The organism is Amycolatopsis sp. DG1A-15b, assembly GCF_030285645.1.
Taxonomy (GTDB): domain Bacteria; phylum Actinomycetota; class Actinomycetes; order Mycobacteriales; family Pseudonocardiaceae; genus Amycolatopsis.
The window spans coordinates 2268567-2286635 of the sequence record NZ_CP127296.1 but is presented as its reverse complement, the minus strand read 5'-3'; the positions used below and the strand labels follow the sequence as shown (position 1 = coordinate 2286635).

Annotated in this window: 19 protein-coding genes; 9 read left to right on the top strand and 10 right to left on the bottom strand. The window is 72.6% G+C overall.

Translation table 11 applies throughout. The annotated features are described in order from the left end of the window. Positions 1-78: 78 nt before the first annotated feature. Positions 79-1263 (bottom strand): serine hydrolase domain-containing protein, encoded by a 1185-nt coding sequence (locus QRY02_RS10405; RefSeq protein WP_285991301.1) that lies wholly within the window; start codon positions 1261-1263, stop codon positions 79-81. 119 nt (positions 1264-1382) lie between these two features. On the opposite strand from QRY02_RS10405, the gene QRY02_RS10400 reads away from it, so the two are divergent. After that, positions 1383-2846 (top strand): amidase, encoded by a 1464-nt coding sequence (locus QRY02_RS10400; protein ID WP_285991300.1) that lies wholly within the window; start codon positions 1383-1385, stop codon positions 2844-2846. A 69-nt stretch (positions 2847-2915) separates the two neighbouring features. Here the strand turns inward: QRY02_RS10400 and QRY02_RS10395 are convergent, their stop codons facing one another. Further along, on the bottom strand, positions 2916-3548 hold the full coding sequence (locus tag QRY02_RS10395; RefSeq protein ID WP_285991299.1) for a TetR/AcrR family transcriptional regulator: 633 nt from the start codon (positions 3546-3548) through the stop codon (positions 2916-2918). Between the two features lie 63 nt (positions 3549-3611). Between QRY02_RS10395 and QRY02_RS10390 the strand changes: the two genes are divergently transcribed. Then, positions 3612-5126, top strand: a complete 1515-nt coding sequence (locus QRY02_RS10390) for an FAD-dependent monooxygenase (protein ID WP_285991298.1) — start codon at positions 3612-3614, stop codon at positions 5124-5126. 26 nt (positions 5127-5152) lie between these two features. Then, positions 5153-6091 (top strand): prolyl aminopeptidase, encoded by a 939-nt coding sequence (pip, locus tag QRY02_RS10385; protein WP_285991297.1) that lies wholly within the window; start codon positions 5153-5155, stop codon positions 6089-6091. A 222-nt stretch (positions 6092-6313) separates the two neighbouring features. Here pip and dmpG read toward each other — a convergent pair whose 3' ends face one another. From dmpG to QRY02_RS10370, 3 genes are read right to left on the bottom strand one after another with little or no spacing between them, the layout of a single operon-like run. Next, positions 6314-7339: a 4-hydroxy-2-oxovalerate aldolase gene (dmpG, locus tag QRY02_RS10380; protein WP_285991296.1), complete on the bottom strand. Its 1026-nt coding sequence runs from the start codon at positions 7337-7339 to the stop codon at positions 6314-6316. Beyond that, complete coding sequence (locus QRY02_RS10375) at positions 7336-8235, bottom strand: acetaldehyde dehydrogenase (acetylating) (RefSeq protein WP_285991295.1); 900 nt, start codon at positions 8233-8235, stop codon at positions 7336-7338. The genes dmpG and QRY02_RS10375 overlap by 4 nt, the downstream gene beginning before the upstream one ends. Positions 8236-8285: 50 nt before the next feature. Next, positions 8286-9425: an MFS transporter gene (locus QRY02_RS10370; RefSeq protein ID WP_285991294.1), complete on the bottom strand. Its 1140-nt coding sequence runs from the start codon at positions 9423-9425 to the stop codon at positions 8286-8288. A 145-nt stretch (positions 9426-9570) separates the two neighbouring features. Here QRY02_RS10370 and QRY02_RS10365 point away from each other — a divergent pair, with 145 nt between their 5' ends. Next, a complete protein-coding gene (locus tag QRY02_RS10365) occupies positions 9571-9786 on the top strand; it encodes a hypothetical protein (RefSeq protein WP_285991293.1) in 216 nt (71 codons plus the stop codon). Between the two features lie 43 nt (positions 9787-9829). Here the strand turns inward: QRY02_RS10365 and QRY02_RS10360 are convergent, their stop codons facing one another. Then, on the bottom strand, positions 9830-11320 hold the full coding sequence (locus QRY02_RS10360; protein ID WP_353069529.1) for a rhamnogalacturonidase: 1491 nt from the start codon (positions 11318-11320) through the stop codon (positions 9830-9832). Between the two features lie 209 nt (positions 11321-11529). Then, positions 11530-12714, bottom strand: a complete 1185-nt coding sequence (gene tuf, locus QRY02_RS10355; RefSeq protein WP_285991291.1) for an elongation factor Tu — start codon at positions 12712-12714, stop codon at positions 11530-11532. Between the two features lie 368 nt (positions 12715-13082). On the opposite strand from tuf, the gene QRY02_RS10350 reads away from it, so the two are divergent. Then, the gene (locus QRY02_RS10350) at positions 13083-13262 is read left to right on the top strand and encodes a TetR-like C-terminal domain-containing protein (RefSeq protein WP_285993810.1); all 180 of its coding nucleotides are present in this window, start codon (positions 13083-13085) and stop codon (positions 13260-13262) included. On the opposite strand, the gene QRY02_RS10345 is transcribed toward QRY02_RS10350, so the two are convergent. After that, positions 13237-13806, bottom strand: coding sequence for a helix-turn-helix domain-containing protein (locus QRY02_RS10345; RefSeq protein ID WP_285991290.1), 570 nt, complete (start codon positions 13804-13806; stop codon positions 13237-13239). The two genes, QRY02_RS10350 and QRY02_RS10345, sit on opposite strands and share 26 nt — an antisense overlap. Positions 13807-13824: 18 nt before the next feature. On the opposite strand from QRY02_RS10345, the gene QRY02_RS10340 reads away from it, so the two are divergent. Beyond that, positions 13825-14313 carry a GNAT family N-acetyltransferase gene (locus tag QRY02_RS10340; protein ID WP_285991289.1) on the top strand — a complete coding sequence of 163 codons (489 nt, stop codon included), beginning with the start codon at positions 13825-13827 and terminating at the stop codon, positions 14311-14313. Here QRY02_RS10340 and QRY02_RS10335 read toward each other — a convergent pair. Continuing rightward, positions 14310-14897: a helix-turn-helix domain-containing protein gene (locus tag QRY02_RS10335; protein ID WP_191306572.1), complete on the bottom strand. Its 588-nt coding sequence runs from the start codon at positions 14895-14897 to the stop codon at positions 14310-14312. The genes QRY02_RS10340 and QRY02_RS10335 overlap by 4 nt on opposite strands. Positions 14898-14974: 77 nt before the next feature. Between QRY02_RS10335 and QRY02_RS10330 the strand changes: the two genes are divergently transcribed. From QRY02_RS10330 to QRY02_RS10320, 3 genes are all read left to right on the top strand, one after another. Beyond that, on the top strand, positions 14975-15916 hold the full coding sequence (locus QRY02_RS10330; protein ID WP_285991288.1) for an NAD(P)/FAD-dependent oxidoreductase: 942 nt from the start codon (positions 14975-14977) through the stop codon (positions 15914-15916). A 40-nt stretch (positions 15917-15956) separates the two neighbouring features. Next, positions 15957-16412: a group II truncated hemoglobin gene (locus tag QRY02_RS10325; RefSeq protein WP_285991287.1), complete on the top strand. Its 456-nt coding sequence runs from the start codon at positions 15957-15959 to the stop codon at positions 16410-16412. Positions 16413-16570: 158 nt separating this feature from the next. Continuing rightward, positions 16571-17146 (top strand): TIGR03086 family metal-binding protein, encoded by a 576-nt coding sequence (locus QRY02_RS10320; RefSeq protein WP_285991286.1) that lies wholly within the window; start codon positions 16571-16573, stop codon positions 17144-17146. Here QRY02_RS10320 and QRY02_RS10315 read toward each other — a convergent pair. Further along, a complete protein-coding gene (locus tag QRY02_RS10315) occupies positions 17109-18002 on the bottom strand; it encodes an NAD-dependent protein deacetylase (RefSeq protein ID WP_285991285.1) in 894 nt (297 codons plus the stop codon). The two genes, QRY02_RS10320 and QRY02_RS10315, sit on opposite strands and share 38 nt — an antisense overlap. Between the last annotated feature and the right edge of the window lie 67 nt (positions 18003-18069).

Sequence of the window (18069 nt, the reverse complement as noted above, 5' to 3'; positions counted from 1 at the left end):
GGATCGACCGGGTTACCGGTGAACCGCTACGAACCACTCATCACCCGGCTGACCGACCTTCCCGGACATCACCGCCAGTCAGCGCACCGCGGCCTGGAGCTGGGCGGCGTGGGCCTGGGCTCCGGGGAGAGCCGGGCTGCAGAACTCCGTCACCATCGCCAGGATCCGGCCGGACGCCGCGGCGGGTGAAGCGGTCAGGTCCGGGCTGGACGCGACGGTGATCTGGCGGGTGGCGGTCTCTTCGCTCATGCTCCACGTGCTGTACCCCGGCACGTCCCCGCCGTGCCCCCAGACATCGGGTGCGCCGGGACCGCAGATCCCGGCCAGGGAGAGGCGCATCAGCCCCAGCCCGTAGCTGAGCAGGCCGCCCTGACCCGGCCACGGGACCGTGGTCTTCATCTGCGCGAGCAGGTCGGCCGGCAGCAGTTCGCCGTCGAACAGCGCGTGGAAGAAGCGGTTCAGGTCGGTGGCGCTCGAAATGACGTTTCCGGCGCCGAAGTAGCGGCTGAGGTTGTAGACGGTGACGTCCGTCAGCCCGTGCGGCGCGGGGTAGAGCTGCTCGTAGCCGCGGATGGCCGGGTGCGGCACCAGCGGGAAGTCGCGGGGCAGGAACGTGTCGGCCAGGTGCAGCGGCCCGGTGATCCAGTCGGCGAGCACCTGCTCGAACCGCCGGCCGGTGAGCTTCTCCACCAGCAGGGCCAGCACGTTGTAGCCGGTGTTGGAGTACGACCAGCTCGTGCCGGGCGGGAACAGCAGCGGCTGCACGGTGCTGTCGTGGATCGCCTCCACCTCGCCGAAGTGCACGAAACGTTCGGTGTCCAGCTCCTCCGCCGTCGTCCAGGTGTACTGCGGCGCCAGGTCCCGGGGCAGGCCGCTGGTGTGCTGCAGCAGCTGGCGGACGGTGATCGGCTCGGGGTAGGGCAGCAGGCCGGGCAGGTACTTCGCGATCGGCTCGTCCAGTCCCAGCCGGCCCTTCGCGGCCAGTTTCAGCACGAGTGCCGCGGTGAACGTCTTGGAGACGCTGCCGATGCGGAACCGCCCGCCGGTGTCGGGCTTGGCCCCGGTGACGACGTCGGCGACCCCGGCGCGCCCCCGCCACCGGCCGGCCGGATCGGCCGCGATCGCGACCATCCCGACGTTCCCGGCCTGCACGGCCGTGTCCAGCGCGGTCTGCCGTGGGTCCGCCGCCGCGGCGGCGACACCGGTGCCGCTGCCGGTGAACACGAGCACGGCGCAAGCGGCGGACAAGACCAATCGACGCATGATTCCCCCCGGTGTCTGCGATCCCACGACGGTAGCGCAGACCGGCCGCCGTGGTAAGGGAAGCGCACCGCCCCGGCCGGTCGGACCGGAAACTCCGCGGCGTGCGGCAGGATCACCCCATGGACGACTACCCGAACCACGACGCCGTGAGCCTGGCCGCCCTGGTCCGCGAAGGCCAGGTCACCCCGGCGGAGCTGCTCGAGGCGGCTCAGGACCGGCTGGCGCAGGTCAACCCGCGGCTCAACGCCGTCGTGCGCGAGGTGGACCCGCCCGCCGGCGCGTCGGACGGGCCCTTCGCCGGCGTTCCGTTCCTGATCAAGGACCTCCACCAGGACCTGGCCGGGACGCCCACCAGCGCCGGCTCGCGGTCGATGGCGGCGGTGCCCGCCGCCGAGACCAGCACCGTGGTCCAGCGCTGGCTCGATGCCGGGCTGGTCGTCTTCGGCAAGACCAACACCCCCGAATTCGGGGCCAAGGGCATCACCGAACCGGACCTGTTCGGCGCCGCCCGCAACCCCTGGAACACCGGCCACACACCGGGTGGGTCCTCCGGTGGCGCGGCCGCCGCGGTCGCCGCCGGGATCGTGCCCTGCGCGGGTGCCAGTGACGGGGGTGGCTCCATCCGGATCCCGGCGTCGGCGTGCGGGCTGTTCGGGCTCAAGCCTTCACGCGGACTGATCCCGGCCGGGCCGTCCCGCGCCGAAGGACTCGGCGGCACCGCCACCGACGGCGTGATCTCCCGCTCCGTCCGCGACACCGCGGCCATGCTCGACCTCCTCGCCGGCCCGACACCGCTCTCGCCCTACCTCGCCGCCGGTCCGCGGACGCCCTTCGCGGACGAGGCCGGGCGCGACCCGGGCCGGCTGCGCGTCGCGCTGTGCACCGCCAGCGCCATCAACCCGGCCCCGCACCCGGAAGCCGTCGCCGCCGCGCGTGCCGCCGGTGATCTGCTCGACGAACTCGGGCACGACGTGGTGGAGCTGGCCACGCAGCCGTTCGACGACGCCGCACTGGCCCGCGACTTCCTGACCAGCTGGTTCGTCAGCTGCGCGCACGCCATGGCCGAATGCCGGGCGGTGAGCGGAGCCGGTGACGCGGCCTTCGAACTCGACACTCGCACCATGGCCGCGCTGGGCCGGGCCACCAGCTCGGTCGACCTGGTGCGCGCCATCGAACGGCGCCACGAGCACACCCGGCGGCTCGCCGGGTTCCACGAGTCCTACGACCTCCTGCTGACCCCGACGACGGCCACACCGCCGCCGCGGATCGGCGCATTCACCGCCCCGGCGCCGCTGCGCGCGGCGCAGCGGGCCCTGCTCGCCGCCGGGGCGGCCGGGTTGCTGCGGCACACGCCGGTGGTGGAGCGGATGATTTCCGACAACCTCGGCTGGGTGCCCTACACGCAGCTGGCCAACCTCACCGGCCGCCCCGCGATGAGCGTCCCCCTGCACTGGACCGCGGACGGGCTCCCGATCGGCAGCCAGTTCGTCGGCCGGCTCGGCGCCGACGACACGCTGTTGCGGCTGGCGGGCCAGCTCGAACGGGCCCGGCCGTGGGCCGAGCGCCGACCGCCGCTGAATTAGCCGGGGACCGGCACGCCGGCGGCCGCTTCGTCGCGCACCCGCCGACCATCCGGCACTTGCGCGCCGACGTCAGTCCGCCGGCTCCGGGAACGCACCCACTCCGCGTTCCACCAGGTCGAAGGCCTGGTCGACCACCGCCACCTGCTCCCGCCGGACCAGTTCCGCGTCGTCGCCCGCCACGATCCGGCCCATCGCGTGCGCGAACACCGTCGTGATCGCCGTCGTCAACAAGCCCGCCACCATCCGGGACCGGAAGGCATCACCCGTCTCCGCGACGAGCACCGAAGCGAACGCGTCCGCGATCTCGCGCTCCTGCTCGTACCACCGCGCCATCAGCGCCGGGCTCGACGTCAGCACCCACCAGAACCCCGGGCCACCGGCGATCGCGCCCGAGAGCGGGTGCCCCGTGGAAAGCAGCTCGTGCTGGTGACGCCGCAGAGCTTCACAAGGCGACACCCCCGCCGGCCGGGACCGCACCACCGAGGTCAGCTCCGCCAGGCGGTCCGCGTGGCGGTCGAGGAACAGATCTTCCTTGCGCGGGAAGTAGTTGAACACCGTCATCTTCGAGACGCCCGCCGCCTCGGCGATCTCGGCCACGGTCACCTCCTCGAATCCGCGCTCGACGAACAAGCCTGTGGCCACGTTGGAGATCAGCAGGCGGGTGGCCTGCTTCTTCCGCTCGCGCAGTCCCGGATCCGGCATGCCCCAAGTATAGACCGGGATCAAAGTTTGACTCGGTAAAAGTTTCCCGGCATCATCGGAACCATGAACAGGGATGTGGTGATCTCCGGGGGCGGACCGGTCGGCTTGATGCTGGCGTGTGAACTGCGGCTGGCGGGCGTGGACGTGCTCGTCGTCGAACGGCTGCCCGAGCCGGACCAGACGATCAAGGCCGGGTCGGTCAACCTGACCACGGCCGAAGCCTTCTACCGGCGGGGGCTGCTGCCCGCCATGGACGAAGTCGTGCAGCAGAACTTCGCGCAGATCCAGAAGTTCCTCGAATCACGCGGCGGAGGTGGGCCGAAGGCCGTTCCGGTGGGGCACTTCGCCGGGATCATGGTCACCTCGGGCGGGGTCGACTTCGACGACCCCGCCTTCCGGGACGTCGGGCCCGCCGCCCGGGTGGTCGTGATCCAGCAGCAGGCCGTCGAGGCGATCCTCGCCGCGCGTGCCGCCGAACTGGGGGTCGAGATCCGGCGGGGTGTCGAGGTCACCGGGTTCGACGCCGGCGACGACGGCGTCACCGTGCACCTTTCCGACGGCGGACCCGTGCGCACCGGCTGGCTCGTCGGAGCCGACGGTGGCCGCAGCTTCGTGCGCAAGCAGGCCGGCTTCGAGTTCCCCGGGACCGATCCCGCCATCACCGGACGGCAGGCGATGGCCGAACTCACCGGTGCCGACGCGTTGCCCGCGGGGTGGCAGCACGGCACCGGCGGGCTCTACGTCCACGGGCCGACGCCCGGGCGGATGCTCACCGTCGAGTTCGACGGGCCGCCCCCGGACCGGGACGCGCCGATCACCGCGCAGGAACTCGAGGACAGCTTCCGGCGCGTCTCGGGTGCGGACATCCGGGTGACGAAGGTCCACAGCGCGACCCGCTTCACCGACAACGCGCGCCAGGCGACCACCTACCGCCAGGGCCGCGTGCTGCTGGCCGGGGACGCGGCACACGTGCACTCCCCCTTCGGCGGGCAGGGCCTCAACCTCGGCATCGGCGACGCGGTCAACCTCGGCTGGAAGCTCGCCGCCACCATCCACGGCTGGGCCCCCGAGGGCCTGCTCGACACCTACACGTCCGAGCGGCACCCGATCGGCGAATGGGTCCTCGAGTGGACCCGGGCGCAGGTCGCGCTGATGCGCAGCGACGTGCGGACCAAGGCGCTGCGCCAGGTCGTCACCGATCTGCTCTTCACCGGCGACGGCGCGACCTACCTCGCCAAGAAGCTCTCCGGCGTCCTGCACCGCTACGCGATCGACGGCGAGCACGACCTCACCGGCCGCGCCGCGCCCGACTTCGCCTTCGCCGACGGCACCCGGCTCGGCGAGCGCCTCCACGACGGCAAGGCCCTCCTGCTCGACCTCGGCGACGACCCCGGCCTGCGCGAGACGGCGAGCGGCTGGGCCGGGCGGGTCGGCGTGCTGACCGCGAAGTGCGACAGCGAGCCGGCGCTGACGGGCGTGCTGGTCCGGCCGGACGGGCACATCGCCTGGGCATGCGAGGACGGTTCGGCCGCCGGCCTCGACGCAGCGCTGCGCAGGTGGTTCGGCGCACCCGTCTGAGGCACGGACCGGGGCAGGATGGGCGGGTGATCGCACTCCACCCGCCCATCGAGCCCCACGACCACGGGCTGCTCGACGTCGGCGACGGGCACCACGTGTACTGGGAGACCTGCGGGAACCCCGACGGCAAACCGGCGGTCGTGCTGCACGGCGGCCCCGGCCAGGGCTGCTCGCCCGGCATGCGCCGGGTGTTCGACCCGGCCCGGTACCGCGTCGTGCTGCTCGACCAGCGCGGCTGCGGCCGGAGCCGTCCGCACGCGGCCGACCCCGCGACGTCACTGCGGCACAACACCACGAGCCACCTCGTCGCCGACCTCGAACGGCTGCGGGAGCACCTCGGCATCGAACGCTGGCTGGTGACGGGTGGCTCGTGGGGCACGACGCTCGCGCTGGTGTACGCCGAGCGCTTCCCGCACCGGGTGACGGAGATCGTGGTCAACGCGATCAGCACCACGCGCCGATCGGAGATCGACTGGCTGTACCGCGGCGCCGCCCGCTTCTTCCCCGAGGCGTGGCAACGCTTCCGCGACGTCGCCGGGGACGACGACGTCGTCGGCGCCTACGCCCGGCTGATGGCGGACCCGGACCGGCGGGACCGCGCCGCCCTCGCGTGGAACGCCTGGGAAGAAACGGTCCTGTCCCTCGAACCGGGCGCCGTGGGAGAGGTCCACAGTGGACCGCCGGACGCCGCGCTGCTGGCGTTCGTCCGGCTCACCACGCACTACTACGCCCACGCCGGCTGGCTCGAGGAAGGCGCGCTGATCCGCGACGCCGGGCGCCTCGCGGGCATCCCCGGCGTGCTGATCCACGGCCGGCTCGACCTCAGCTGCCCGGTCACGACGGCGTGGGAGCTGGCCGAGGCGTGGCCGGGCGCCGAACTGCTCGTCGACGACCGGTCCGGGCACGGCCCCAGCGACGTCAAACGCGCGTGGAAGCTCGCGGCGCTGGACCGGTTCGCCGGTTGAGGGCAATGACCGGGGTTATGCCGCGGGCGCGGACCAGGCTGCGGTGTTTGCCGTGGTCGGCTGGGCCCGGAGTGGTCCCCCTTTGTGGACACGCAAGTGCGTGGAGTCGACCAGCGCGGCGGACAGGTCCAGCAACCCGGCGGCAGCGGCTCAGCGAGCAGTCGCTCGTGCAGCTGCTGCCCCGTCCGCAGCGCGCCACGCGCGAAGCCGGTCTCCGGTTGCCTACCCCTCCGCCGCCAGTTGCACCGCGACGTCGATGATCATGTCCTCCTGCCCGCCCACCAACGCGAGCTCGCCGCACCGGCGCAAGATCGCCTGCGCCGGCACGCCGTAGCGTTCCGCCGCGCGCTCGGCGTGCAGCAGGAAGCTCGAATACACCCCGGCCCAGCCTTGGACGATCGCGTTGCGGTCCATCTTCGGCCAGCGGTGCAGGTACGGGCGGACCACCTCCTCCGCCGCGTCGAGCAGGGCGGCGACGTCGAGGCCGGTGTCGATCTCCAGGCGGTCGAACACCGCCGCCAGGACCTCCGTCGGCGAGTTGCCCGCGCCCGCGCCGAGCGCGCACAGCGATCCGTCGATGTACCGGACGCCCGCTTCGTACGCCAGGACCGAGTTCGCGACGCCGAGGGAGAGGTTCTGGTGCCCGTGGTAGCCGACCCACGCCGTGTCGCCCACCTCGGCGACCAGGGCTTCGAAGCGGGCGCGGGCCTCGTGCATCAGCAGCGCGCCCGCCGAGTCCGTCACGTACGCTGCCTGGCAGCCCGCGTCCACCATGATCCGGGCCTGCTTGGCGAGGTCTTCCGGCGGCGTCCGGTGCGCCATCATCAGGAAGCCGGCCGTCTCCATCCCGAGTTCGCGCGCCAGGCCGAAGTGCTGCGGCGAGACGTCGGCTTCGGTGCAGTGCGTCGCCACCCGCACCATCTCCGCGCCCGCGTCGAAGGCGCGCCGGAGGTCCTCCGCCGTGCCGATGCCGGGCACGAGCAGCACGGCGATCTTCGCCCGCTTCGCCTCCTCGCGGGCCGCGGCGATCAGCTCGAGTTCGTCGACGGCGGAAAAGCCGTAGGTGAACGAGGAACCGCCGAGCCCGTCGCCGTGGGTCACCTCGATGACCTCGACACCGGCGCGGTCGAGCGCCCGGACCGTGTCCCGGACCTGCTGCTCGGTGAACCGGTGGGCCATCGCGTGACTGCCGTCGCGCAACGTCGTGTCGACGATCCGGACGTCGTGGCGCAGTTCCGGGCGAGTCATGCCGGCACCTCCTGCTTCGCGCGGGCCATCAGCTCGCCCACCCGGGCGGCCGCGGCGGTCATGATGTCCAGGTTCCCGGCGTACTCGGGCAGGTAGTCGCCGTTGCCGCGGACCTCGAGGAAGATGCCGACCCGCGCGTGCCCGTCCCACTCCTCGCGCGCGTCGTCGAACTGCGGGTCCGCCCGCAGCGTGTACCCCGGCACGTACTGGCGGACCTGGTCGGCCATCTCGTGGATCGACGCGGTGATCGCGTCGCGGTCGGCGTCGATGCCGATCGCGCAGAACACCGTGTCCCGCATGATCATCGGCGGCTCGACCGGGTTGAGGATGATGATCGCCTTGCCGCGCCCGGCGCCGCCGATCTCGGCCACCGCCTGCGACGTCGTGCGCGTGAACTCGTCGATGTTCGCCCGCGTCCCGGGGCCCGCTCCGCGCGAAGCGACCGAGGCGACGATCTCGGCGTACGGGACCGCGGTCACCCGGGAAACGGCGTGCACCATGGGGATCGTGGCCTGGCCGCCGCAGGTGATCATCGAGACGTTCGGCGCGTCCAGGTGCGCGCCGAGGTTCACCGGCGGGCACACCATCGGGCCGAGGTGCGCCGGGGTCAGGTCGATCGCCTGGATGCCGGCCTCGGCGTACCGCGGGGCGTTCGCGGCGTGCGCCTTCGCCGAGGTCGCTTCGAACACCAGCTGGGGCAAGGGATCCTGGCGCAGCAGCCAGTCGACGCCGTCCGCGGACGCCGCGATCCCCTGCGCGCGGGCGCGCTCGAGACCGTCCGACTCGACCACGCCGACCACGTAACCGACTTCGATCACTTCACTGCGTCGCAGCTTCGCCAGCAAATCGGTGCCGATGTTGCCGGGGCCGACGATCGCCGCCATCACGGGAGCCATGTCCCGACCGTCGCACCGCGGCCCCGGCCGACGACAGTCAGGCGTTCCGTTCACCGGAACGCCCGGTCCGGCGCCCGGCGGACGCCCCGAATCACCGCCGCGGCCAGCAGCGCGGCCACTCCCCCGCAGGTCATCACGGCCGGGATCGACACCGCGTCGACCACGAAGCCACCGGCCAGCGCGCCGGCGGAGATCGTCGCCTGGAAGGACGCGGTGAACAGGACGGTGGCGGCTTCGGGTGCGTCCGGCGCCGCGCGGGCGAACCAGGCCTGGGAGTAGACCGGCACCGCACCGTAGGCCACGCCCCACGCCACGAGGGTCACGAGCGCGCCGATCGGCCCGGTGTGCGGCAGCGCGAAGACCGTCAGCGCGATGACGGTCGCCGCGAGCGCGAAGCCCTTTCCGTGCCGGCCCGCCAGGAAGGTGCCGGCGATCCCGGCCACCCCGTAGGCCAGCAGGTAGCCGCTGAGCACCGCCGGCCGGACGACGTCCCGCAGCAGCGGCGTGAGGTAGGTGTAGGTGCCGAAGTGGGCGAGGACCACGAGAAACGTCACCAGTAGTCCACTTCGGACATCGCGACGCCGCAGCAGTCCGCCCAAGACGGCCGGCCGGGTGACCTCCGACGGCGGCAGGGGTGGCACGAGGAGCACGAGGGCGGCGGCCGTCGCCAGGCTCAGGCCACCCAGCAGGACGAACGCCGTCCGCCAGCCCGCGAGCTGCCCGACGAGGGTGCCGAGCGGCACTCCCAGCACCGAACCGAGGGGCACGGCGGCGAAGATCACCGACGTCGCCCGCGCGGCGGCCGCCGTCCCGACGAGCCGGGGCGCCAGGCCGGCGCCGATCGACCAGAAGCCGCCGATGACGACGCCGACGAGGAACCGGCCGGCCAGCAGCACCCCGAACGCGGGCGCGGCGGCGGTGAGGAAGCCGGCGGCCGCGAGCAGCACCATGAGGCCGCTGAGCATCAGCCGCCGGTCGACCCGGCCGGCCGCGACGGTGACCGCCGGTGCGGCGACGGCGGCGACGAAGCCGGGCACGGTCATGGTCCAGCCGGCGGTCCCGGCCGAGACGCCGAACCCGGCCGCGATCGGCGTCAGCAGCCCGATCGGCAGGATTTCGAGCGTGACGATGGCGAAGATCCCGACGGTGACGGCGAAAACGGCGGGCCACCGCGGTGGTGAGGCGTGCATGCGGCCAGTGAACCGGCGGCGGATCGCGGGAGCTGGCAGCTTTGCGACAGCATGCTCGCCGGGCCGGGGTCATGGCGGGTTTCCGCCGGTTTGATCGACTCGCGATCGGGGAAATTCCGGGAAGCACCCGATCGAGGAGGTTTCGATGGCCGACCGGCGTTGGCACTTCATCCCCGCCACGGCTTCGCTGTGCTGGCTGTTCCTGGGCGTGGGGGCGGTTCTGCTCGTCTCGAGCATCCTCACCCTGACCGGCACCGAAGGCCGGGCGCCCGTCCCGGCGGTGATCGCGGCGGTGGCCGCGGTGGCCCTGATCGTGCTGTCCGCGGTCGGCCTGGCCCGCCCCAAGCTGCGCGGCCGCTGACCGGCCGGGTCCCGCGGCGGCGCCAGGACCCGGCCGGAACTCCTCACAGTTCCTGGTGATCCGCGTGCGCCACCCGGGCCTCCGGCACCGGACGGCCGTCACTCACCCGGAAATCGGTCACGTCGTCGAGGACGAACGTCGGCGTGCCCACCACCTGGTCCGCCCGGCAGTGGTGCACTTCGGCGTCGGTCACGTCCCGCAGGACGTAGGCCGGGCGGGTGTCCGGCTTGCCGAACCGCACGTCCACGTTGTCCCAGCTGATTTCCCGGGCGTGCCGGACGAAGAAGCCGGACGCCGGGAGGGTGCCGAACATCGACGGCTCGGGGTAGGCGGTTTCCAGCTCCGGCGGGTTCGGCACGGCGTCGCCCGGCGTGAGGCCGCCGGCCAGGTGGTGGCGGATGTTGCTCAGCTTGACATCTTCGATCGGGTGGCCGGGGATCCCGGCGAAGCACGACGGGTAACGCGGGTCGGCGTCGATCGTCGTGACGTCGCTGATGCTCACCCGGCGCAGGAACCCGACCGGGATGCCGGCCGGCCCGCGCATCCGCGCGCCCAGCCGCAGGAACAGCGGCATCTGGACGTTGCGCATCGTCAGGTTGCTGATCGTGACGTCCTCCAGCCACCCGCCGTCGACCGTCTCCAGCGCCAGGCCGCGGCAGTGTTCGAAGACGACGTTGGAGATCGCGATGTTGCGGAAGCCACCGTTGGATTCGGTGCCGAACTTGACGCGGCCCGTGCGGCCGTACCCCGCGGTCTTGAACGTCCCGTCGACGAGGGTGCCGAGGTCGTAGCCGCTGACGAAGCAGTTGTCGATGGTGACGTTTTCGGTGTCGCGCACCTGGTTCAGCGCGTAGGTGCTCTTGAGCACGATGGCGTCGTCGTTCGGGGAGTTCACCGTCGTGCCGGCGATCCGGACGTTCTTGCAGCAGTCGATGTTGATGCCGTCGCGGTTGGTGTCGATCACCAGGCCGTCGATGCGGAAGTTGTCGACGCCGGTCGGGAGGATGCCGAAGTGGCCGCCGTTGACGATGGTGATGTCGCGGATCGCGACGTTGCGGCACAGCTTGAGCGCGATCGCCTTGTTCCCGTTGAGCGGCGCGGATTCCGCGCTGCCGCCGGCGACCAGGCCCTTGCCGTCGATCCGGCCGGGCCCCTCGATGGTGACGTTCTCGAGGTTCTCGCCCCAGATCAGGCTGTTGTGCCAGTGGCTGTGCCCGAAGTCCTGGTAGGGGTTGCCCGCACCCGGTTCGGCGGGGTCGTAGCCCCGGCCGCCGGCCGGCGCGGCGGCGAGGATCGTCGCGTTGGCACCCAGGTACAGCGCGATGTTGCTCTTGAGGTGGATCGAATAACTCGCGTACGTCCCGGCCGGGAAGTAGACGGTGCCGCCGCGGGTCGCGGCGGCGTCGATCGCCCGGTTGATCGCGGCGGTGTCGATGGTGCGCCCGTCGCCCTTCGCGCCGAACTTCGTGACGTCGACGAAGCTCCCCGGCGGACCCGACAGTTCCTCGGCCGCGGCCGGCGGAGATCCGACCACTGGCAGGGCAGCACCCGCGGCACCCGCCGCTCCCCAGGTGACGGCACGGCGGCGGCTCAACGGTCTTCCCATGACAACTCCCTCAACTCGCCACGGCAAAAGCACACCAAGGTGCTTCCGACGGCGGATCGGGATGCGCCTTCAGCTAAGAGCAATTGATCGGATGAGTCAAGCTCGTCCCCGCCCGCGGGCGGGGACGAGCCCGATCTTCAGTCCAGCACCTCGCGGACGGTGCCCGCGGCGACCGTCAGCCGGCCCTCCCGCATGGCGAACCCGAGGCCCGGGCTCATCGCGACCGGCTGCCCCAGCTCCACGGTCAGCTCCGCCGCATCGCCCGGGCGGACGACCGTGACGCCTTCGGCGAGGGCGACCACGCCGACGACATCGCTGGTGCGGAAGTGGAACTGCGGCCGGTAGTTCGCCGCGAACGGCGTCCGCCTGCCACCCTCGGCGGCCGACAGGATGTGGACGTCCGCGCGGAACCGCCGGTGCGGCCGGACGCTGCCCGGCAGGCAGACGACCTGGCCGCGCCGGACCTCGCCGCGCTTCACCCCGCGCAGCAGCACCGCGGCGTTGTCGCCGGCCTCGGCGCGGTCCATCGGCTTGCCGAAGGTCTCGAGCCCGGTGGCCACGCTGGTCACCGCCGGGCCGAGCCCGATCACCTCGACCGCGTCGCCGACGTCGAGGGTGCCCTGCTCCACCGCACCGGTCACGACGGTGCCGCGGCCGGTGATGGTGAGGACGTTCTCGATCGGCATGAGGAACGGCAGGTCGAGCCGCCGCGGCGGGATCGGCACGTGCGCGTCGACGGCCTCCAGGAGGTCGAGGATCCGCTGCGTCCACCGCGGGTCGCCCTCGAGCGCGCGCAGCCCGGAGACCCGGACCACGGGCACGGCGTCGCCGTCGAACCCGTAGCGGGTCAGCAGCTCCCGCACCTCGAGCTCGACCAGGTCGAGCAGTTCCTCGTCGTCGGCGATGTCGGCCTTGTTGAGCGCCACGACGAGGTGCTCGACCCCGATCCGGCGCGCCAGGACGACGTGCTCGCGGGTCTGCGGCATCGCGCCGTCCTGCGCCGAAACCACGAGCACGGCGCCGTCCAGCTGAGCCGCACCGGTGATCATGTTCTTGACGTAGTCGGCGTGGCCCGGCATGTCGACGTGCGCGTAGTGCCGCGTCGGCGTCTCGTACTCGACGTGCGCGATGTTGATGGTGATCCCGCGCTCGATCTCCTCGGGCGCGCGGTCGATGCGGTCGAAGGCGACATAGCTGGCCCCGCCCTGTTCGGCGAGCACCTTGGTGATGGCGGCGGTGAGGGTGGTCTTGCCGTGGTCGACGTGCCCCATCGTGCCGATGTTCAGGTGCGGCTTGGTCCGCACGTAGTGTTGCTTGGTCATGGGTTTTCCCTGCGCTGGAAGGAAGAATGCGCGAAACCGGGCGGAGCGCGTCGACCCTCCCCCGGCGGTTTCGCGCCCAGGGCGGGGGAAATCGGGGAAGGGTCAGCTTCGAGCGCCGGTCAGCCGTGCCGACAGGGCGCTCGGCAGGGACAGGCCTGCGAGCGTTGCGCTATCGGACACGGGGAACATGACGGGAAGGGTGACACGGCCTTTGCGGCCGTGTCACCCCGTTTTTCCGGGAAATCAGTCCTGGTAGCCGACGGTGAACCGGCGCTCGTCGAGGGTTTCGTGGAGCAGGTCGTCGCGGTCGGGGCTCGTCTACGGCGACCCGGTCCCGGCTACCAGAGGTCCAGGCCGAGTTCCCGGGACTGCCACCGGCCGCGGTTGCGCTCGCCCTCCGGATCTGGGGCCACCTGCACGGGCTGGTCTCCCTCGAGGTGCTCGGCCACCTGCGCGCCCAGATCACCAACCCGGCCAAGCTGTACCACAACGAGATCGCACGGCTGATCTCGTCGCTCGGGCTCATCCCGCCGAACGGGACCGCATGATCAACGCCGCAACGTGGTACACGCACGGCTTTCCGGCACGGTTCGCGTAGGAATGCCCGACGTCGGCGGGAAAGTACACCGAATCACCCGCCGCCAGGACGTACTCCTCTTCGCCGACACCCAGGCGCAGCTCACCCGACTCGACGGCGACGAACTCGTGGGAACCCGGGGCGTACGCCGGGAAAGCGCCCGCGTCGCAGCCCGGCGGGAGGGTGGTGCGGATCCACTCGAAGTTGACGCCCGGGACGACCGGCGTCAGGACTGTGCGGTGCCAGCCGCCCGGTTCGGTGACGTGGTCCTGCTCCGCGGCGCGGCGGACGATGACGCGGCCGGTTTCGAGGTCGGCGAGCAGCCGGGACAGGGACAGCCCGAGACCGTCGGCGATCCGGGACAGCACCACGACCGTCGGCGTCTTCTCGCCGCGCTCGATGGCCGACAGCATGCTGACGCTGACGCCCGCCTGCCCGGCCAGGGCACTCAGCGCCAGTCCGCGGGCCGCCCGCAGGTCGTGCAGGTGGCGGCCGAGTGACACCGGATCGATCATTCCTCTATAATAGCGTCTATGTCCACTATAGCGGAAGCGACGGCCGCCGACGCCGAAGGCGTTGCCGCCGTCTTCGCGCCGTACGTCACCGATTCCGTCGTCACGTTCGAAACCACACCGCCGACCGCGGAGCAGTGGCGCGCGAAGATCCGCGAAAGCGCGTGGCCCTTCCTCGTGCTCGCCGAGGCGGGCGAGGTCCTCGGCTACGCGCTGGCCGCGCCGTGGCGCCCGAAGCCGGCGTACCGGTACTCGGTGGAGACGACGATCTACCTCGCGCCGCGGGCCGCCGGCCGGGGCCACGGCCGGCGGCTGCTCGACGAACTGCTGAAGCGGTGCGAAGACGCCGGGGCCCGGCAGGCGATCGCGGTCATCGTCGACTCCGGCAACCCGGCGTCGCGGAGCCTGCACCGCGCGGCCGGCTTCACCGACGCGGGCGTGCTGCGCCGCGTCGGCTTCAAGCACGACCGCTGGCTCGACACCCTGCTGATGCAGCGCGAACTGGGCTAACGCGACTTCGCCCGCAGGTGCAGCCGCTCCCCCTGCTTGCCGAACAGGCTGAGGATCTCCGCCGGGCGGCCGCCGACCGCGCCGAACCAGTGCGGGAGGCGGGTGTCGAACTCCGCCGCCTCGCCAGGGCCCAGCGTCATGTCGCGGTCGGCCAGGATCAGGCGCAGCCGGCCCGACAGCACGTACAGCCACTCGTACCCCTCGTGGACCTGGGGATCGGGTTCGCCCGTCTCCGGCTCCAGGATCATCTTGAACGCCTGCGGCGCACCCGGCTGCCGGGTCAGCGGCAGCACCGTCATCGTCGCGCCGTTGTGCCGCGGGATCCGGCGTGCGGTCAGGCGGACCCGGGGGTCGCCGACCTCGGGTGCGCCCACCAGTTCGTCCAGCGGCACCTGGTGGGCCTGGGCGATCGGCAGCAGCAGTTCCAGGCTCGGCTTGCGCTGGCCGGACTCCAGCCGCGACAGCGTGCTCTTGGAAATGCCCGTCGCCGCCGACAGGTCGGCCAGGGTGACCCGCCGCTGCGTGCGGACCCGCTTGAGCCGGGGGCCGACCTCGGCCAGGGCCTGGGTGATCGCGTCCGTCATGCTCCCAGGAAACCCGCCCGTCCCGGAAATGGCAACATTAGTTGTCGGATCCGCCACCACGGGTTCATCGTGGCGGCATGAGCGAAAACAACAGCTTCGACGTACTGGTGGTGGGTGGCGGCGCCGCGGGACTCAGCGCCGCCCTGATGCTCGGCCGGGCGCGGCGGCGCGTCGCGGTCGTCGACTCCGGTGCCCCGCGCAACGCGCCGGCGGAGCACATGCACGGTTTCCTCTCCCGCGACGGGCTGCCGCCGTCCGAACTGCTCCGGATCGGCCGTGAAGAACTGCGCGGCTACGGCGTGGAGCTTTTCGAAGACCGCGTGACCCGCCTCGACCACGGCTTCGCCGCCCGCCTGGCCGGCGGCCGGCAGCTGACCGCGCGGCGCGTGCTGTTCGCGACCGGCATCCACGACGACCTGCCGGACGTCCCGGGCCTGCGGGAAAGCTGGGGCACCGACGCGGTGACCTGCCCCTACTGCCACGGCTACGAAGTGCGCGACCAGCCCCTCGGTGTCCTCGGCACCCAGCCCGAAAGCGTCGAGCACGCGCTGCTCGTCCGCCAGTGGTCGCCGGACGTCGTGTACTTCGCGCACACCACGGAAGTGTCCGAAGAGGACCGGAAACGGCTCGACGCGCGCGGCGTCCGCGTCGTCGACGGCGTGGTGACCGCTGTCCGGCGCGAACGCGGCCGCCTCACCGGCGTCGAGCTCGGGGCCCGGTTCGTGCCGCGGACGGCACTGTTCCTGCGCAGCCGGACCGTCCCGCACGACCAGCTGCTGCGCGACCTCGGCTACGCCGAAGGCGAGGTCGACCCGTCCGGGAAGACCAGCCTGCCCGGCGTGTGGGCCGCCGGGAACGTCGTCGACGCGCGGGCGACCGTGATCGTCGCCGCGGCCCAGGGCGCGGCCGCCGCCGCGGCGCTGAACCACGACCTGGTCACCGAGGACGTCCGGCGGGCGGTCGACGCGCTCGGCGGCTTCTCCCCCGCCGCGGAACGCGCGGCCGCCGGCGCGCGCTGACGTCCTGGCTTCCGGCGGCCCGGCGTGCCAGGCTCGGCGGATGCGTCCGACGCTGTACGAATTCGCCGGCGGCGAACCCGCGTTCCGCGCGCTGGCCGCCGCCCACCACGAGCGCTGCCTGGCCGACCCGGAGCTGAACCACCCGTTCTCGCACCCCGGGCAGCACCCGCAGCACGTCGACCGGCTGGCCTGGTACTGGGCCGAGGTCATGGGCGGGCCGCCGCGGTTCTCCGCGGAGTGCAGCGACCACTCGGCGATGCTCCGGATGCACGCCGGCAACGGCGACATGAGCGACCTCGGGCGCCGGTTCGTGGCCTGCTTCGTCCAGGCCGCCGACGACGCCGGGCTGCCCGCCGATCCGGAGTTCCGCGCCGCCCTGCGGTCCTACATGGAGTGGGCGGTGGCCGAAGTCCTGACCTACCCGGGCCCGCCCGGCGAGGTACCCGCCGGGCTCGCCGTGCCGCGCTGGTCCTGGAACGGGTTGCAGCCGGTGTAACGACCGGGGCGGCCCCCGCGTCTTGCAGGCGACGACAGGCTGTGGAGGTCCGTCGCCAGAGCCGGTCCGGACGGGTTCCCCCCACCCGCCCGGACCGGTTCGCCCACGACGTCCGATCTCCGCGAGCGCCGTCGCGGCGGGCCGGGCCAGACTGTGGCATGCTCCTCGACCGCTTCCTCCTCGCCTCCCGGGGTTTCGAGCACCACCTCCGGACCGTGCCGCCGGACGGCTGGGACGCGCCGACGCCGTGCACCGAATGGGACGTGCGGGCGCTGGTCAACCACATGACCCGCGGCAACCTCAACTACGTCGGTCTCCTGCGCGGAGCGACCCGGGAGGAGTTCCTGGCGCTGCGGGACGCCGACGCGCTCGGCGGCGATCCCGTCGCCGCGTTCACCGGCTCGGTCCGCGCCTGCGCGGCCGCGTTCGCCGAGGAAGGCGCGCTGGACCGGGTCGTCGACTACCCCCTGGGCAAGCTCACCGGACGGCGGGCGCTGGCCGTGCGCACGACGGACAGCACCGTGCACACCTGGGACCTCGCCCGCGCCCTCGGCGCCGACGAGACCCTCGACCCGGGCCTGGTCGCGTGGATCGACGAGGACCACGACGCCATTTTCGGAGGTCTGGCCCTGGGACCGCGGTTCTTCGCCGGGCCGCCGCCCGCGGCGCCCGGCGCGTCCCGCCAGGACCGGCTGCTCACCCGGTTCGGCCGCGATCCTCGCCCAGCCGGCTGACCAGCTCGGTCAGCGCGGGCCCGAGCGGCCGGTCGACCCGCACCGAGGCGTAGCGGTCACCGCGGGTCTCGCCGCGGTTGACGATCACGACCGGCTTGCCGGCGTTCGCCGCGTGGCGGACGAACCGGAGCCCGGACATCACGGTCAGGGACGAGCCGAGGACCAGCAGGGCCTCGGAATCGTCGACCAGCCGGTAGCACTGCTCGACCCGCGGCCGCGGCACGTTCTCGCCGAAGAACACGACGTCCGGTTTGAGGACACCCGCGCAGGCCGCGCACGGGACCGTCCGGAAGCCGCGCACGACGTCGGCGGGCAGCTCGACGTCGCCGTCGGGGTTGATCCGGGTGGCCGCGCCGGTGAAGCCGGGGTTGGCGGCCCGCAGCCGCCGGTCGAGCTCCGCGCGCGGGCTGGTGCGGCGGCAGTCCAGGCAGACGACGCGGTCCAGGCTGCCGTGCAGTTCGACGGCGTCGGCGGTGCCGGCCGCCTGGTGCAGGCCGTCGACGTTCTGGGTGATGACGCCGGAGACGTAGCCGCCGTCGCGCAGGGTGGTGACGGCGCGGTGGCCGTCGTTGGGGTCGGCGCGGGCGATCGTGCGCCAGCCGAGGTGGCTGCGCGCCCAATACCGCTGCCGCCCTTCGGCGCTGGTCACGAACTCGTCGTAGGTCATCGGCGTGTGCCGACGCAGGCTGCCGCTTTCCCCGCGGTAGTCGGGGATCCCGGATTCGGTGGACAGCCCGGCCCCGCTGAGCACGGCGACGCGCCCCCGTGCGACGACGCCGATCAGCTCGTCGAGGCTGGACGTCCGCGGCAGCGGCGCGTCCGCCGACGTCCAGGAGAGGGTGGGCCGGGTCCGCACCAGGCCAGCGTACGGGGAGCGGGCGGGATCTTCACGAACCGGTGATCGGCGTGCGGCCCCGGCCGCC

Bases quoted from the DNA above. Each gene is read 5' to 3' on its own strand.
- QRY02_RS10395 (WP_285991299.1), bottom strand. From the start codon at position 3,548: ATGCCGGATCCGGGACTGCGCGAGCGGAAGAAGCAGGCCACCCGCCTG.
- QRY02_RS10375 (WP_285991295.1), bottom strand. From the start codon at position 8,235: ATGGCTCCCGTGATGGCGGCGATCGTCGGCCCCGGCAACATCGGCACC.
- tuf (WP_285991291.1), bottom strand. From the start codon at position 12,714: ATGACCAAGCAACACTACGTGCGGACCAAGCCGCACCTGAACATCGGC.
- QRY02_RS10400 (WP_285991300.1), top strand. From the start codon at position 1,383: ATGGACGACTACCCGAACCACGACGCCGTGAGCCTGGCCGCCCTGGTC.
- QRY02_RS10325 (WP_285991287.1), top strand. From the start codon at position 15,957: ATGCGTCCGACGCTGTACGAATTCGCCGGCGGCGAACCCGCGTTCCGC.
- QRY02_RS10335 (WP_191306572.1), bottom strand. From the start codon at position 14,897: ATGACGGACGCGATCACCCAGGCCCTGGCCGAGGTCGGCCCCCGGCTC.
- QRY02_RS10345 (WP_285991290.1), bottom strand. From the start codon at position 13,806: ATGATCGATCCGGTGTCACTCGGCCGCCACCTGCACGACCTGCGGGCG.
- QRY02_RS10330 (WP_285991288.1), top strand. From the start codon at position 14,975: ATGAGCGAAAACAACAGCTTCGACGTACTGGTGGTGGGTGGCGGCGCC.
- QRY02_RS10370 (WP_285991294.1), bottom strand. From the start codon at position 9,425: ATGCACGCCTCACCACCGCGGTGGCCCGCCGTTTTCGCCGTCACCGTC.
- QRY02_RS10340 (WP_285991289.1), top strand. From the start codon at position 13,825: ATGTCCACTATAGCGGAAGCGACGGCCGCCGACGCCGAAGGCGTTGCC.
- QRY02_RS10390 (WP_285991298.1), top strand. From the start codon at position 3,612: ATGAACAGGGATGTGGTGATCTCCGGGGGCGGACCGGTCGGCTTGATG.
- QRY02_RS10320 (WP_285991286.1), top strand. From the start codon at position 16,571: ATGCTCCTCGACCGCTTCCTCCTCGCCTCCCGGGGTTTCGAGCACCAC.
- QRY02_RS10365 (WP_285991293.1), top strand. From the start codon at position 9,571: ATGGCCGACCGGCGTTGGCACTTCATCCCCGCCACGGCTTCGCTGTGC.
- dmpG (WP_285991296.1), bottom strand. From the start codon at position 7,339: ATGACTCGCCCGGAACTGCGCCACGACGTCCGGATCGTCGACACGACG.
- QRY02_RS10405 (WP_285991301.1), bottom strand. From the start codon at position 1,263: ATGCGTCGATTGGTCTTGTCCGCCGCTTGCGCCGTGCTCGTGTTCACC.